Source organism: Edaphobacter sp. 4G125 (genome assembly GCF_014274685.1).
Taxonomy (GTDB): Bacteria; Acidobacteriota; Terriglobia; order Terriglobales; family Acidobacteriaceae; genus Edaphobacter.
The window spans coordinates 2,062,143-2,076,187 of the sequence record NZ_CP060393.1 but is presented as its reverse complement, the minus strand read 5'-3'; the positions used below and the strand labels follow the sequence as shown (position 1 = coordinate 2,076,187).

The window sequence follows — 14,045 nt, the reverse complement described above, 5'->3', positions numbered from 1 at the left end:
TGCCATCGCCGGCGATAAACCAGCAACTCATGAAACAGAAAACTGGGAGTACCCTCGTTTTAGGACAGGTCACACGGAAATACAACTAGAACGGCTACAACTTCCGTAGTATCCCTGCATCTAAAAAGTTCTATTTTGGATTCGACTCGGCCTTCTCTTTTGCCTCGCATCTCAGAGGTGAGAAGTTCAACAGACAAAGGATATGTATCTTCGATGAGTTCATCTGATCGCAATCAACCTGGCCACCTTCCTTCGCTCGATACCCTTGTAGATATCCCTCGCCTCATCACCGCGTATTACGCGCTTCATCCCGATACCAGCGTGCCAGCGCAAAAGGTTGCATTCGGAACCTCTGGGCATCGCGGTTCGGCATTTGCCGCATCGTTCAATGACGATCACATCGCTGCAATTACGCAGGCGATTGTTGAATATCGCACGGGCCAGCATACGATTGGGCCTCTGTTTCTTGCCCGTGACACCCATGCTCTCTCAGAGCCTGCCTTCACCACTGCGCTTGAGGTTCTCGCCGCCAACAACGTTGAAGTCATGATCGACGAACATCTGGGCTACACGCCAACGCCTGTGCTCTCTCACGCGATCCTGACTCACAATGCCAATCCGAAGCTGCACCGTGCCGATGGCATTGTGATCACACCCTCTCATAATCCTCCAGAGGATGGCGGCTTCAAATACAACCCTCCCCATGGCGGACCTGCCGATACCGCCGCCACAAAATGGATTGAGAACCGCGCCAACGAGATCATTGCGAGCGGCCTGAAGGATGTTAAACGCATTTCATACGCTCGTGCGCTGAGCGCTGACAAGACCTATCGGCACGACTACATCACCGCTTATGTAAACGACCTGACCAACGTGATCGACTTCTCTGTTTTACATGGGACGAAGCTCAAACTCGCCGTCGATCCGCTTGGAGGTGCAGGAGTTCATTACTGGCCGAGGATTGCCGAGAAATACAACCTTCCCCTGGAGATTCTCAACCGCAACGTCGATCCCACCTTCCGGTTTATGACTCTCGATTGGGATGGCCGTATCCGTATGGACTGCTCCAGTCCATACGCCATGGCCAGCATGATCGCCAATAAAGAGAAGTATGACGTGGCCTGGGCCTCCGACACCGACCATGATCGACATGGCATCGTCACTCGATCTGCCGGCCTGCTGAATCCGAATCACTATCTGGCAGTCATGATCCAGTACCTCTTCACCCACCGTCCAGAGTGGAAGGATACAACCGCAATCGGCAAGACTCTCGTTTCTTCCAGCATCATCGACCGAGTCGCCAAAGGACTCAATCGCCCCGTGCTCGAGGTTCCCGTCGGCTTCAAATGGTTCGTCGACGGCCTGATCGACGGCTCGCTCGGTTTTGGAGGAGAGGAATCGGCTGGTGCTAGTTTCCTTCGCCGGAACGGAATCGTCTGGACTACCGACAAAGATGGCATCATTCCCGGCCTCCTTGCCGCCGAGATGACCGTCCGCACAGGACGCGATCCAGGAGAGCTCTACCAGGAGCTAACTGCTAAATACGGGTCACCCGTTTATCAGCGTATCGACGCAGCTGCCAACAAGGAACAGAAGGCCAAGCTCGGCAAACTTTCTGCCTCGCAGGTCACAGCAAAAGAACTTGCGGGCGAACCAATTACGGCAATTCTGACAGAAGCTCCGGGTAACCATGCACCAATCGGCGGCCTGAAAGTTGCAACCGCGAACGGCTGGTTTGCGGCACGCCCCTCCGGCACAGAAGACGTCTACAAGATCTATGCCGAAAGCTTCAAAGGTGCGGATCACCTGAAGCAGATTCAGGCTGAAGCACAAGCCTTGGTCGATGCCGCAATTGCATAGCCGTTGCGGGCTGCAGATTATCGCTTATCTGCAGCCCGCCCAAATGCGCTTTCAAGCTGACATTTCATCTTGTTTGCTGCGTTCGATACCGCTTCCGCGACTGAGTTCGCATCATCACTCGCCGAGACAGGCTGCCATCCCGAAGGTCTGGCTTCAATAAGGCATCGTTTGTCGGGTGAAGCGCCCGACTTTGGTCCATTGTGATCACTGAGGTGGACCTCTACTCTCGTCAAACGACCTCCAAATCGCCCTAAAGCTCGTCCCACCTCGTCTTGAACAAATTCAGTGAGTCGTGCATCCACCGAAATCTGGTTATCGCCATTGACCAAGATCTGCATAATCACCTCTTCAGAATTTGCGAAACAAATGTTTAACTCATTCTCAGTGCATAAGCAAACTAATTGTTAATGTCGTTAAGACGATCGCAGTGATGCATACGTAAGCCGTGTCACGTTCCAAAGCAAATCCAATCAGTGAAAAAGCCACCCGGATCACAGGGGTCAGCAAAAGGCAGATGATTCCTACCTGTGCAATCGCGAGTCCGCGATTTTCTTTATCCTGGACCTGGGGGTGGAGTGCCTGTTGTACCGTTCGTATCGGAGAGGCATAGAGCGACTTCGTTCCGGCAAAGACATGGAAAGCGACCGTGTCTTCGCGATGAGCCTGAAAGAAGATTGTCCCTCCAAAAAGGCCGATCAGGATTGCGACCATCACTCCCGAGCGAAGAGTGAATCCGATCATTCGTTGAAGCTGAGGATCTTTGACCTCCATCACACCTTCCCCCTGATTCCTTCGATGATCATCTGGACTGCAATGACAGCGACGATGACAGCAAATATGCGCCGTAGAACGGGCACGGGAAGCCGAGGTAAAAGGCGCGCTCCCACCATTGCCCCGGAAAGAACTCCGAACATGACAGGCAATGCAATCACAGGATGGATATATCCGCGCTTAAGGTAGATAGCCGCACTGGCCACTCCGGTGACGCCGATCATAAAGCTGCTGGTCGCAGTCGACACCTTGAAAGGGATCCTCATGATCCGGTCCATTGCAATCACCTTGAGAGCGCCTGAGCCAATCCCGAGCAACCCGGAGAGCAAGCCCGCAATATACATCAAGCCAAACCCGGCCCCTGGGCGAGATACGGAGTAAGCAAGATTCCCATTTTCCGTTTGCAGAATGCCATTCAATTTCAGTCTCTCTGCAAGCGGAGTTGGGGTCGTTTCGTGGTTCCCGTCATGCCGTGCCTGGCTTGTCTGCCATGCCGAGTGCAATAAAACGAGCCCAAAGATGACCGCCAAAGCAGCCGTTGGAATCTTCGTAGAAAGCATCGCGCCACAGATGGCTCCAACGGTTGTTGCCAGTTCGAGAAACATGCCGATTCGTATATTCGACAATCCATCTCGAACATAAGCCGCTGCGGCTCCAGAAGAGGTTGCGATCACTGAGACCAAGCTGGCACCGATGGCGTAACGAATGTCGACCCCAAGAAGCAACGTAAGGGCCGGGGTAACAATGACTCCACCGCCTAGGCCTGTTAATGCTCCAATAAGGCCGGCGGCCGTTGATACAAAAAAAACAATCAACGTAAACTCGTAAGCGGGCATCCCCCTCCATCGACACCGAATGAGTCCACTCTATTACGGAGAAGGCTCGACCGCCACAACCGTTGGAGACGGCCGATTCATGCGAAGTTCTGCGCAGCCGCGGCATCACCTTCACGTATCCTGAAAGTAACCCTTATTCAGCAAATAGAACGGGAGGCGGATGCGCTCACGACTGGAACAGTATTTTGGCTTTACGGAGCGAGCAACCAACTGGCGTACGGAGATTCTGGCTGGATGTACGACGTTCATTACGATGGCCTACATCATTTTCGTCAATCCCGCTATCTTGCATGAGACAGGGATGCCGATTGCTGCCGTCACCGCAGCCACCTGCCTGTGCGCAGCTTTTGGCAGCGTTCTGATGGGTGCCTTCGCCAACTATCCCCTGGCTCTGGCTCCCGGAATGGGGTTGAATGCTTACTTCACCTACACAGTCGTAAAGGGAATGCACGTTCCCTGGCAAACTGCCCTGGGAGCGGTTTTTCTCTCCGGAGTCATCTTTCTCATCCTCACCTTTACCGGGATTCGCCAGATGCTGGTCAGCGCAATTCCGCATCAGCTTCACGCTGCTGTAGCTGGCGGCATCGGCCTGTTTATCGCCTTCATTGGCTTCCGTAATTCTGGCATCATCGTTCCCAATGCAACGACAACGGTGGCTTTAGGAAACCTGCGGGCTCCCACGACTGCGCTCGCCATCTTCGGCCTGATCCTGATCGCGACCTTACAGGTTTTGAGGGTGCGAGCTGCCATGCTGATCGGGGTACTCGGAACGATGGCCGCCGGACTGGCCTTGGGACAGGTCCACTGGGCCCCAGTTCCCTATCACCTGGCCTCGTTGAGCGAGACCGTTTTCCGACTTGATGTTCGCGGAGCGCTTCGGATTGGAGCCGCGGAAATCATTTTTGTTTTTCTCTTCGTCGATCTCTTCGACAACATCGGCACCCTCGTCGCCGTCTCGGAACGGGCAAATCTGATGACACCCGATCATCAGATTCCGCGACTGAACCGCATCTTCTTTGCCGACGCAACTGCCACGATTGTTGGCTCGCTGACCGGAACGAGCACCGTAACCAGCTATGTCGAATCCTCCGCAGGCGTTGCAGCAGGCGGGCGGACCGGAGTAACCGCCATCGTGACAGGTGCTCTGTTTCTGGTCTCACTATTCATCGCTCCGCTTGTAGGAGCTATCCCCAGCTTCGCCACGGCACCAGCGCTGATCCTGGTTGGCGGCCTGATGGTCACCGGATTGGGCCAGATCGAATGGACCGATCCGGTGATTGCCATCCCGGCGTTTCTGACCGTTACCACCATTCCACTCACATGGTCGATTGCCGATGGTCTCAGCTTTGGACTCACCAGCTACGCTCTACTGGAAGTTCTTACCGGGAGGGCCAAACGTTCCAGCTGGATGCTCTATCTATTAGCCATTCTTTTCCTGATGCGCTTCTTCTTTCTTCATCGTTAAACCCGCTTCCAATGCCTGAATCTCATTCGTGGATTTGAATCCCTCATGAGAAGATAAGCAACAATGGATAACAAAGCATTCGCTATCGCGATTATGGCAGCCGGAAAAGGGACACGGCTTAAGAGCAAGCGTCCCAAAGTTCTCCATGAAATCGGCGGCAGGGCGCTTTTACTTCACGTGATCGCAGCTTCTGAAAAGGTCGTCCCTGCGAACCAAATCTACTGCATTATCGGACACGAGGCCGACAGCGTTCGCGCAGCCGTGGAATCCACCGGAATCCAGTTCGTTCTTCAACCGGAGCAACGTGGGACCGGTCATGCGCTCCAGATGGTGAAAGCTTTCTTCGCACTCTCCGGCACCTCAATTCCAGAAAATCTTCTTGTGCTGTCCGGCGATGTTCCCCTGATCCGTCCTGAAACCATCGCTTCGATCTGCGAAGCTCATCTTCGCGAAAAAGCGGCAATGACAATTCTTACGGCGGTTCCGCCTGATCCAACCGGCTATGGTCGCATCTTTCGCGTCGCGCCAGATCGCCCTGAAGTTACCGCCATTATTGAGCAGAAGTCCCTCACTCCCGATCAACTCGCCACGCCTGAAATCAACTCTGGAATCTACTGCTTCCGTACCTCTGCACTCTTTGACAAACTGGATCTGCTCAACACCGACAATGCCCACGGAGAGTTCTACCTCACCGATGTCGCTGCCATGCTTGTCTCTGATCGCCAGAGGGTAATTGCCGTTCAAGCCGAAAGCGTCGACGAAGTCCTCGGCGCAAACACCATTGCCGAAATGATGCACTTGGATGCCGCGATGCGCCTCGCAACGGCGAAACGTTTGATGGCTTCCGGCGTCACTATCTTCCGTCCCGAAACATCGGTGATTGACAGCGAGGTCACTATCGGACCGGATACGGTCATCGAACCCTATGTCCAACTTCTTGGCTCAACACGCATCGGTTCTGACTGCCGCATTCGCTCCTACTCTGTCATTCAAAACTCCTCTTTGGGTGACAACATTACCGTCCGCAACGGATGCATCATGGACTCCGCCGTCATTGCAGAGGGGGCCATCATTGGCCCTTACTCTCATCTCCGCCCAGAGAGCCGTATTGGAGCCGGCGCTCACGTCGGCAACTTCGTCGAGACAAAAAAAGTGACTCTTGGAGCGGGATCGAAGGCCAATCACCTTAACTATCTTGGTGACGCCGCCATCGGAGAAGGTGTCAACATCGGAGCTGGCGCCATCACCTGCAATTACGACGGCGTCCATAAACACCAAACCACTATCGGGGATCATGTATTCGTAGGTTCCGATTCGACCCTGGTTGCTCCGGTCACCATTGAATCTGGTGCTTATGTCGCCGCAGGGAGCTGCATTACTGAAGATGTTCCCTCCGGTTCGCTGGCGCTCGGCCGCGCCCGCCAGATAGTAAAACCAGACTGGGTGGCGAACCGCAAGAAGCAGCCTCAGTAGACAGAAATAATTAACGCTAGACTCTAGCGTCCAATCATAGATAATGCTTCTATCCTCAATGCCGATATTGCAGGAAAGCAAAGCGCACCACGCAGAGGAGTTTCAGGGAGCAAATGCGGCAGGAAAGAATCCTGGTTGTCGATGACGAAGCGCCATCGCGCGGTATCGTTGCGAGCCTTCTGGAGCATGGAGGGCACTCTGCTGTTACTGCCTCTGACGCAAACGAAGCCATCGACCTTTTAAGTCAGGACCCCCACTATTCTCTCGTCTTGTCCGACATTATGATGCCCGGGACAGACGGCCTTGCGCTTCTTGACCGGATCACCTCAAATCACCCCGACCTTCCCGTCATCATGTTCTCGGCTGTGCGGGACATCCATGTCGCCACCAATGCCTTCCGCCGTGGAGCTTTCGATTATCTTTTGAAGCCCTTCGAACGGAAACAGCTTGAAAGTGTAGTCGCTCGTGCCGCCGAGCACCGAAGACATCTCCAACAGAATGCTGCGTACCGGCAACATCTTGAAGAGATCATCTCCACTCGCACCAGCCGACTCCGGGCGATCATGCAGGATCTTGAGCGCAGCTACGATATCACCATTGAAGCAATGGGAGATGCTCTCGACCTGCGCGATCAAGAAACGGAAGGACACTCAAAGCGGGTCACCGCCTATACCATCGAACTGGCTAGAGCTATGGGCGTAAGTTACGACGATTTACGCACAATCGCTCGCGGGGCGTTCCTTCACGACATCGGAAAGATCGCAACTCCGGACGCCATCTTGCTCAAACCAGGACGCCTCGACCCCACCGAGATCGCTATCATGCGTGAGCACTGCCAAAGAGGGTATGAGATGCTGCGCAAGATACCTTTCCTTTGCGATGCCGCCGAGATCGTCTATGCCCACCAGGAATGCTTCAATGGGACTGGATACCCACGAGGGCTTAAGGGGACACATATTCCCCTGGGAGCGCGCATCTTCGCCATCGCCGACACGCTCGACGCTATGACCTCCGACCGCCCCTATCGTAAGGGAACCTCGTTTGAAGCTGCCCGTGCTGAAATCGCTGCATGTTCTGGAACACAATTCGACCCCGCCATTGTCGAAGTTTTTTTGAAAATCCCCCACGACCATTGGCAGAAGATCCGGGACAAAGCTGAACAACCTGGCTTTGACGCCCTCACAGCAATCTGACCCACCCCTGCAACCGTTCCCTGTTTTCTCTCATCGCTTTAGCATGGGAACCACATCCCAGGGAGGCGACATGACTGTCCTCAACACATCCGACGTTGACACCCTACTCAAGCAGAATCCTGAATGGAAGCTCGAATCGGGAAAGCTCGTCCGCGACTGGACCTTTGAAAATTTTGTTCAGGCGATGGCATTCGTAAACCGGGTTGCCGGACTCGCCGAAGCAGCCGGGCATCACCCTGACATCGACATTCGCTACAACAAAGTTCGCCTTGGACTTATCTCGCACGATGCTGGCGGAATCACCACCCGAGACGCCAAAATGGCAGCCCGTTTGAGCCACGAACTCGTATAACTAGATGCGCTCCAAGGCACGCGCGCTGCGGACCCTACGCTCTAGATGGCGCTCCAGAAGCGCGATCGCAAAATGACGCAGTGCCTCAGCCCTTCTCTTTGGCCATTCTTCCTGTGCAAGCTCTCGGACAGACGAGCGAAAGATCCTCTGCGTCTCCGCAATGCCCCCTGAAGGCAACAGCAAACTCTGGTTGCCCCGATCATCCTCACACGTCACCCCATCCGCCAGTGGTGAATACCACACAGACATCCCGCGTAGATCCGCACCACAGGCGACACAACGCCCAAGCGCCGGCATCCATCCCATAAGGCGGCTGATCCATAAGGCGAAGTACATTACCGGCATCCATACTCGTCCGGCGTGCATCTCCTCGATGACAGCGATGGCCAGTCGAAACACGGCATCATCCGGAGCCTGTTCCGGAAGGACCTCTTCAAGGACCTCTGCAACAAACTCCAACGCTGCAGTACGCCCATAATCAACTTTCTCTGCAAGAGGAGACCATAGAATCTCAAATCCATCCAGCCGCGCCAGCTCCTGTTTCGGCTTCTCTGCATACGCGGCCCGGACGTAGGTCATCGGCTCCAGAGCTCCGCCAAACCTACGCCGCGACCGCATGGCATGGCGTGCCACTCCCTTGATCCGCCCCTGGTCCCTTGTCAGAAGGCTCACCAGCAAATCGGCCTCTTCAAAAGGCCATGTCCGCAGGACAATCGCCTCGCTCTGCCGTTGTCTCATCGTTCACCAAACGAAAAGCGCGCGGCAAAAGCCACGCGCATCTTCTTCCCGCGTCTGCGGTGTAAATTTAGCGGCCGTAGTGGTCGGCAGCCTTCTGCTGGAAGTTCACCCACTTCTCCGGAAGGTCGTCTCCTGCGTAGATCGCCGACACCGGACACACAGGAACACACGCGCCACAGTCGATGCACTCGACTGGATCGATGTACAGCTGCTCCGTATCGGCGTGGCCAGCCTCATCCTTCTTCGGGTGGATACAGTCGACCGGGCAAGCATCAACACAGGCCGTATCCTTCGTCCCGATGCAAGGTTCCGCAATCACATAAGCCATCTCTCTAATCTCTCCCTTTTGCCGCGTCTGAAATCTTCAGTTGTGGGCGTTTGCTCCGATTCTAGCAGCAAAATCCGTGCAATCCATAATCTGAAACTCGCCCCACAAATAGGACTCATTCAGACCTATTTCGGTTGCTCACCAATAAAGGCTGCCAAGTATGCTCACCTAAAGAAACTCTTTTGGGGAGCCTTATCTTCATGCCGCAAGCCAAAGCCCATACCGAATACCTCACCTTCAACACCCGTCAACGTTATGAGATGGTCCACATTACACCGCAAGTCGAAGAAATCGTGCGACGCAGCGGTATCGAAGACGGACTCTGCTTCGTTTCGCCCATGCACATTACTGCAGCGATTTACGTCAACGACCATGAAGATGGCCTCATCGAGGATATCGGCGTCTGGCTGGAAAAGCTCGCCCCACGCTGGCCCGGCTACAAGCACCACCAGACCGGCGAAGATAACGCCGACGCTCACCTGAAGGCGCTTCTACTGCATCATGAAACCACGCTTCCTATAACGAAGGGGCGCCTCGACCTCGGGACATGGCAGCGCATCTTCTATGCGGAGTTCGATGGACAGCGATCAAAACGGGTCATTGTGAAGGTGTTGGGGATCGCAAAAGGATAATATCGACCCGCCGGTTCTGACTTCTCCCCTGGGCGGTAGCATTTGAGGCCACCGGGTGGAACTCCGCATACCCTGCAGCAGCAACATGATTGGGATGCATCGTTCCATGCTCCAGCAGAAACCGGGCTATCATGCTGGCCCGAGCCGTCGAAAGCTCCCAGTTCGACGAGTATCGCGATGTATGGATCGGGACATTATCGGTATGCCCCTCCACACGGAGAGGCGAATCAGGAAGCATTGCTGCGAGTGCCCTCAGCGTCGGAGTCGACTCTTTGCGAACTCCGGCCGAACCCGAGGCAAAGAATCCAATCTCATGCAAAGAGACCACCAATCCCTCTGGCGTGACCCGCGTCGTAATGCTTCCCTCTGGCAGTTTCGCCGCAGCCTGCCGGATCATTTCATTCAGCCTGGACTCTATTTTCTCCTCAGCAGGAGTCACCCTGCCCATTTGAGGAAATGGCATCGCCAGCGCTGCGGGTTTTGTAACAGGGGAACTGCCTGACGTTGCTTCCAGTGGAGGCGTTTTGGCATGAGCCTCAAAACCACCTAAAGGAGTAAACGCCATCTGCATGGCTGCTGCGATCTGCGCCTGTTTATTTTTGTCGGCCTGACTAGAAGCAAACAACACAACAAAAAACGCGAAGAGCAGCGTAATAAAATCCGCGTACGACACCAGCCATCGCTCATGGTTCACATGCCCATGCTCCTTCTTCCGACTCATACTGCAACCTCCGCCGTCATCTCAACTGCGTGACCATCTGCCAGAAAAGTTCGCAGCTTCGTCTCCATCATGCGAGGATTCATTCCCTCCAAAATCGAGATGACACCTTCAAGAATCATCTCCTTCACCATCTGTTCCTCTCTGTGGCGAATCTTCAACTTACCCGCAACAGGCAGGCAGATCAGATTCGCCAACCCCACTCCATAGATCGTGGCAACAAAGGCGACCGCAATTCCACGCCCTACCTCCGTAATGTTGTCCAGATGTTGCATCACCTGGATAAGCCCCAATACGGCGCCGATAATTCCCACCGTCGGTGAGTATCCACCAGCTGCTTCAAAGACCTGCGGAATCTTCTCCTCCATCTCTGACTTGTTGTCCAGTTCCATCTGCATAATCTTCCGGACCTCGCTCGGCTCCATTCCATCGATCGCAAGCATTAAAGCCTGACGAAAAAACGGGTCCTCCACCGAACTAAGATCCTGGTCAAGCGAAACAATGCCGCTCTTTCTTGCTTTGTTCGCAAACTGGACAAGCTGCTTCAAAACCTCTTCGTTATCTTCTTTTCCAGAAAAGAAGATCTTGAACATCTGTCGCAGAGCAGCCAAAACAATCTTCAGAGGGAACTGGAGCAACACAGCCCCCGTGGTGCCTCCAATCACAATCAGGGCTGCGGTCGGTTGGGTAATCTGGCTGACGCTTCCGCCTTCAATCATCATGCCGGCCAGAATGCCGAGAATCGCGACGATGATGCCACCAATGCTGGCAATGTCCATAACATCCTCTTCCAAAAGATCTGCTGTTTAGGTTGTAGCTTTAGCGGCTTCAGCAGCCAGTTCCTGCGATGAATGCGCCCCCTTTGCGCTGAGCGCCGTGCCCGCATCCGGCCACGCACAACGAAGGATCGATGCGCGATACTCCAGGATTCTCTTCGTTACTTCTGCTCTAGCTTCCAGTACGACCAGCTTTTCGCCGGTCACCAGGGTCAGAACCGTATCAGGAGCAGAGTCCGCGTACTTGATGAGATCGCAATTAATACTCAGACGACTGCCATTCAGGCGGGTCAATTCAATCATGGAGACATTTCCTCTTGCCTCTCTATCGGCACCCGAATACAAATCCAATAGATTGCAGCCCTCCATTACCAAGGTTCCGAGGACTCGACTCAAGTCCCCTGCTACCGCGCCGATGAGAGGTGGGAACGCAACGCCTTTTCACAAGGTCATCCGGATCGAGGGTTCTCCCAACATCCGGGCACTAGAGACAGGCGGTGCGGTAACTCAATTCGAGCCATAAAGAGGAGTGTTCCCCCATGTCTTTGGGTGTATTGAACAACATCTCAGCCATCTACGCGCAGAACAACCTGAACCTGACACAACAGAACCTGCAGAACACGCTGACGCAGCTCTCGTCCGGTTCACGCATCAACAGCGGTGCAGACGATGCCGCCGGCCTTGCCCTCGCGGACGGTCTGCACGCCAACGTCGCCGCTCTCACCCAGTCGGCCCAGAATGCCAGCGCCGGCGTCGGAATGCTGCAAACCGCCGACGGAGCCCTCGCTCAGGTCACCAACCTGCTCACGCGCGCCATCACCCTGGCTACCGAAGCAGCCAACGGCACACTCAACAGCAGTCAGGTCGGCTCCGCCAATCAGGAGTATCAAAACATACTGACCGAGATTGACAACATCGGAAAGACGACGAACTACAACGGCAACAACGTCTTCTCCGCAACCGCAGTTAACATCTTCGTCAGTGACGGTACCTCGTCGGGCGCAAGCACCTTCGCGCAAACGGTTGGAACGCTCGCCAAGAGCAGCGTCGGAACTACCTCGGGCGGCGGCGGGGCCGACCTCACCACCAATGCCACCCTGAGTGCGACCACTGCATCCAGCATTTTGACCACCCTCACCACCGCCGTTCAGGACGTCGCTTACCAGCGCGGCACCCTCGGCGCCAACATCAACCAACTCAATGCCGCAGCCAACGTAGCCAACTCACAGTCGGTCAATCTGGCTTCAGCGGAAAACAACATCCGTGCCACCAACTACGGCCAGGCGACCAGCGATATGGCCAAATACAAAATCCTCAGCGAAACTGGCATTGCCGCGCTCTCTCAGGCCAATGCGGTTCAGCAGGATGTCCTCAAACTCCTCCAGTAATCAACCGATTCAATGACGGACGGCTTAAGCCGTCCGTCATTGGTTTTTTGCATTCTCCAGCGAGCAATGAGAACGGCCTAATTTTGCCTTCCTGCCTTAGGACTTTTAATTGCTCCTCCATTGCCGCAGCCGCCGAGAGGAAAACAAATGGGTACTGTTGGAATCAATTTTGGCCCGATCAACAGCGGACAGGGCTTCGATGTCACCTCCACCGTCAATCAGATTCTGGCTGCCGAGCAGGCGATTGAAAAACCATGGAAGACACAGCTGACGAATCTCCAGGCGCAGGATACTGCTCTCAGCAAGTTCGGAACGGATCTCTCCACCCTCGCGACTGCCCTGCAAAACCTCACCGACTTCAACGGCGTCTTCGCCTCCAAGCAGGGGTCCAGCTCGAACCCCGATGTGCTCGCTCTCTCCTCGGCCAGCAACCTGGCTGTGGCAGGTAGTCATACCATCGTCGTGAATCACCTTGCTCAGACATCCTCTCAGTACTCCGACAAGATCACCGACGCAACCAGCACCTTAAGCGGATCTCTCACCCTTACGATCGGCGGAAACAATCAGACCCTCAACATTAGCGGTCAAACTCTCTCGCAACTCGCTGCCTCCATCAACGCTGCATCGATGGGAGTCTCCGCCTCCATCGTGACTGACACCACAGGCTCGCGACTCTCACTGGTGAGCAAGACCAGCGGAGCCGCAGGTGAAATCTCTCTCAGTGCCTCCCTCACAAACGACGTCACCGGGACCTCCATCGGATTCCAACAGGGCATGCAGGGGATGGATGCCAGCCTCAACGTGGATGGACTGAACACTACAAGCGCATCCAACACCGTCACCGGTTTGATCCCCGGAGTCACCTTTCAGCTTCTTTCCGTCTCCCCTAATCCCAACCAGCCCGTACAGGTCCAGATCACGAACAACAACAGCGTTATCGAACAAACCTTTAACGCCTTCGTTACGGCCTATAACGCCGTCGTAAACGACATCACAACCCAGGAAGGAAAAGACTCCAACGGTAACCCACAGCCTCTCTACGGAGACCCCACGCTCGCAATGATTCAGAATCAACTCTCTCAGGGACTCCTCTCAGGATCCTCCAGCGGAGCGATCAAAAGCCTGGGACAGCTCGGTATTACCGTAGATCAGCATGGGCAGATGAACTTGAATGTGAGCACCCTGGATAGCGCACTCAATCAGAACTTCACCGATGTCATGGGCTTTCTGCAGAACTCCAATAGCTTCGGACAGACCTTCACATCCATGCTTGGCGGTTTGAGCAGTACCTCGACCAAAGGCGCCATTTACCTGGCCCTGCAACAAAACTCATCCCAGGAGTCCATGCTGAACAAAAACATCAGCGATCAGGAAGCGCGCATAGCAGACGATCGCACTCGCCTGACCAATGAACTCAATACCGCGAATCAGATCCTCCAGTCGCTTCCTGGCCAGCTGAACATGGTTGATCAGCTCTACAGCGCAATCACCGGTTATAAGTCTGGTCAGTAGCCC

The 14,045-nt window shown here is 54.7% G+C and carries 16 protein-coding genes; 8 read left to right on the top strand and 8 right to left on the bottom strand.

The window, feature by feature from the left end; genetic code table 11:
- Positions 1-213: 213 nt before the first annotated feature.
- Positions 214-1,860 (top strand): phosphoglucomutase (alpha-D-glucose-1,6-bisphosphate-dependent), encoded by a 1,647-nt coding sequence (pgm, locus tag H7846_RS08665; protein WP_186696048.1) that lies wholly within the window; start codon positions 214-216, stop codon positions 1,858-1,860.
- A gap of 17 nt (positions 1,861-1,877) precedes the next feature.
- On the opposite strand, the gene H7846_RS08660 is transcribed toward pgm, so the two are convergent.
- From H7846_RS08660 to H7846_RS08650, 3 genes are read right to left on the bottom strand one after another with little or no spacing between them, the layout of a single operon-like run.
- Positions 1,878-2,198 carry an HPF/RaiA family ribosome-associated protein gene (locus tag H7846_RS08660; RefSeq protein WP_186696047.1) on the bottom strand — a complete coding sequence of 107 codons (321 nt, stop codon included), beginning with the start codon at positions 2,196-2,198 and terminating at the stop codon, positions 1,878-1,880.
- A gap of 43 nt (positions 2,199-2,241) precedes the next feature.
- Complete coding sequence (locus tag H7846_RS08655; protein WP_255460976.1) at positions 2,242-2,631, bottom strand: DUF1634 domain-containing protein; 390 nt, start codon at positions 2,629-2,631, stop codon at positions 2,242-2,244.
- Positions 2,631-3,467: a sulfite exporter TauE/SafE family protein gene (locus tag H7846_RS08650; protein WP_186696045.1), complete on the bottom strand. Its 837-nt coding sequence runs from the start codon at positions 3,465-3,467 to the stop codon at positions 2,631-2,633. Before H7846_RS08650 ends, H7846_RS08655 begins: the two co-directional genes overlap by 1 nt.
- A gap of 160 nt (positions 3,468-3,627) precedes the next feature.
- Here H7846_RS08650 and H7846_RS08645 point away from each other — a divergent pair, with 160 nt between their 5' ends.
- The 4 genes from H7846_RS08645 to H7846_RS08630 all read left to right on the top strand — a co-directional run bounded on the left by H7846_RS08645 (position 3,628) and on the right by H7846_RS08630 (position 7,950).
- Entirely contained in the window at positions 3,628-4,932 is a 1,305-nt protein-coding gene (locus tag H7846_RS08645; protein WP_186696044.1) for an NCS2 family permease, read from the top strand.
- Between the two features lie 63 nt (positions 4,933-4,995).
- Positions 4,996-6,405, top strand: a complete 1,410-nt coding sequence (gene glmU, locus H7846_RS08640; protein WP_186696043.1) for a bifunctional UDP-N-acetylglucosamine diphosphorylase/glucosamine-1-phosphate N-acetyltransferase GlmU — start codon at positions 4,996-4,998, stop codon at positions 6,403-6,405.
- 113 nt (positions 6,406-6,518) lie between these two features.
- Positions 6,519-7,598 (top strand): HD domain-containing phosphohydrolase, encoded by a 1,080-nt coding sequence (locus tag H7846_RS08635; RefSeq protein ID WP_186696042.1) that lies wholly within the window; start codon positions 6,519-6,521, stop codon positions 7,596-7,598.
- Positions 7,599-7,668: 70 nt separating this feature from the next.
- Positions 7,669-7,950 (top strand): 4a-hydroxytetrahydrobiopterin dehydratase, encoded by a 282-nt coding sequence (locus H7846_RS08630; RefSeq protein ID WP_186696041.1) that lies wholly within the window; start codon positions 7,669-7,671, stop codon positions 7,948-7,950.
- Here H7846_RS08630 and recO read toward each other — a convergent pair whose 3' ends face one another.
- Both recO and H7846_RS08620 read right to left on the bottom strand, forming a co-directional pair.
- Complete coding sequence (recO, locus tag H7846_RS08625; RefSeq protein ID WP_186696040.1) at positions 7,951-8,688, bottom strand: DNA repair protein RecO; 738 nt, start codon at positions 8,686-8,688, stop codon at positions 7,951-7,953.
- Positions 8,689-8,755: 67 nt separating this feature from the next.
- Positions 8,756-9,016 carry a 4Fe-4S dicluster domain-containing protein gene (locus H7846_RS08620; protein ID WP_186696039.1) on the bottom strand — a complete coding sequence of 87 codons (261 nt, stop codon included), beginning with the start codon at positions 9,014-9,016 and terminating at the stop codon, positions 8,756-8,758.
- Positions 9,017-9,216: 200 nt separating this feature from the next.
- On the opposite strand from H7846_RS08620, the gene H7846_RS08615 reads away from it, so the two are divergent.
- Entirely contained in the window at positions 9,217-9,648 is a 432-nt protein-coding gene (locus H7846_RS08615; protein ID WP_186696038.1) for a secondary thiamine-phosphate synthase enzyme YjbQ, read from the top strand.
- Here H7846_RS08615 and H7846_RS08610 read toward each other — a convergent pair.
- The 3 genes from H7846_RS08610 to H7846_RS08600 are packed head-to-tail and all read right to left on the bottom strand — an operon-like array spanning position 9,614 to position 11,445.
- The gene (locus H7846_RS08610; protein WP_186696037.1) at positions 9,614-10,369 is read right to left on the bottom strand and encodes a flagellar motor protein MotB; all 756 of its coding nucleotides are present in this window, start codon (positions 10,367-10,369) and stop codon (positions 9,614-9,616) included. The genes H7846_RS08615 and H7846_RS08610 overlap by 35 nt on opposite strands.
- Positions 10,366-11,145: a flagellar motor protein gene (locus H7846_RS08605; RefSeq protein WP_186696036.1), complete on the bottom strand. Its 780-nt coding sequence runs from the start codon at positions 11,143-11,145 to the stop codon at positions 10,366-10,368. The genes H7846_RS08610 and H7846_RS08605 overlap by 4 nt, the downstream gene beginning before the upstream one ends.
- Before the next feature lie 27 nt (positions 11,146-11,172).
- A complete protein-coding gene (locus H7846_RS08600) occupies positions 11,173-11,445 on the bottom strand; it encodes a flagellar FlbD family protein (protein ID WP_186696035.1) in 273 nt (90 codons plus the stop codon).
- 236 nt (positions 11,446-11,681) lie between these two features.
- Here H7846_RS08600 and H7846_RS08595 point away from each other — a divergent pair, with 236 nt between their 5' ends.
- Both H7846_RS08595 and fliD read left to right on the top strand, forming a co-directional pair.
- On the top strand, positions 11,682-12,530 hold the full coding sequence (locus tag H7846_RS08595; RefSeq protein WP_186696034.1) for a flagellin: 849 nt from the start codon (positions 11,682-11,684) through the stop codon (positions 12,528-12,530).
- 147 nt (positions 12,531-12,677) lie between these two features.
- Positions 12,678-14,042 carry a flagellar filament capping protein FliD gene (gene fliD / locus H7846_RS08590; protein ID WP_186696033.1) on the top strand — a complete coding sequence of 455 codons (1,365 nt, stop codon included), beginning with the start codon at positions 12,678-12,680 and terminating at the stop codon, positions 14,040-14,042.
- Positions 14,043-14,045 lie beyond the last annotated feature (3 nt).

Coding starts and splice junctions, on each gene's coding strand:
- pgm (WP_186696048.1), top strand. CDS start 214: ATGAGTTCATCTGATCGCAATCAACCTGGCCACCTTCCTTCGCTCGAT.
- H7846_RS08660 (WP_186696047.1), bottom strand. CDS start 2,198: ATGCAGATCTTGGTCAATGGCGATAACCAGATTTCGGTGGATGCACGA.
- H7846_RS08655 (WP_255460976.1), bottom strand. CDS start 2,631: ATGGAGGTCAAAGATCCTCAGCTTCAACGAATGATCGGATTCACTCTT.
- H7846_RS08650 (WP_186696045.1), bottom strand. CDS start 3,467: ATGCCCGCTTACGAGTTTACGTTGATTGTTTTTTTTGTATCAACGGCC.
- H7846_RS08645 (WP_186696044.1), top strand. CDS start 3,628: ATGCGCTCACGACTGGAACAGTATTTTGGCTTTACGGAGCGAGCAACC.
- glmU (WP_186696043.1), top strand. CDS start 4,996: ATGGATAACAAAGCATTCGCTATCGCGATTATGGCAGCCGGAAAAGGG.
- H7846_RS08635 (WP_186696042.1), top strand. CDS start 6,519: ATGCGGCAGGAAAGAATCCTGGTTGTCGATGACGAAGCGCCATCGCGC.
- H7846_RS08630 (WP_186696041.1), top strand. CDS start 7,669: ATGACTGTCCTCAACACATCCGACGTTGACACCCTACTCAAGCAGAAT.
- recO (WP_186696040.1), bottom strand. CDS start 8,688: ATGAGACAACGGCAGAGCGAGGCGATTGTCCTGCGGACATGGCCTTTT.
- H7846_RS08620 (WP_186696039.1), bottom strand. CDS start 9,016: ATGGCTTATGTGATTGCGGAACCTTGCATCGGGACGAAGGATACGGCC.
- H7846_RS08615 (WP_186696038.1), top strand. CDS start 9,217: ATGCCGCAAGCCAAAGCCCATACCGAATACCTCACCTTCAACACCCGT.
- H7846_RS08610 (WP_186696037.1), bottom strand. CDS start 10,369: ATGAGTCGGAAGAAGGAGCATGGGCATGTGAACCATGAGCGATGGCTG.
- H7846_RS08605 (WP_186696036.1), bottom strand. CDS start 11,145: ATGGACATTGCCAGCATTGGTGGCATCATCGTCGCGATTCTCGGCATT.
- H7846_RS08600 (WP_186696035.1), bottom strand. CDS start 11,445: ATGATTGAATTGACCCGCCTGAATGGCAGTCGTCTGAGTATTAATTGC.
- H7846_RS08595 (WP_186696034.1), top strand. CDS start 11,682: ATGTCTTTGGGTGTATTGAACAACATCTCAGCCATCTACGCGCAGAAC.
- fliD (WP_186696033.1), top strand. CDS start 12,678: ATGGGTACTGTTGGAATCAATTTTGGCCCGATCAACAGCGGACAGGGC.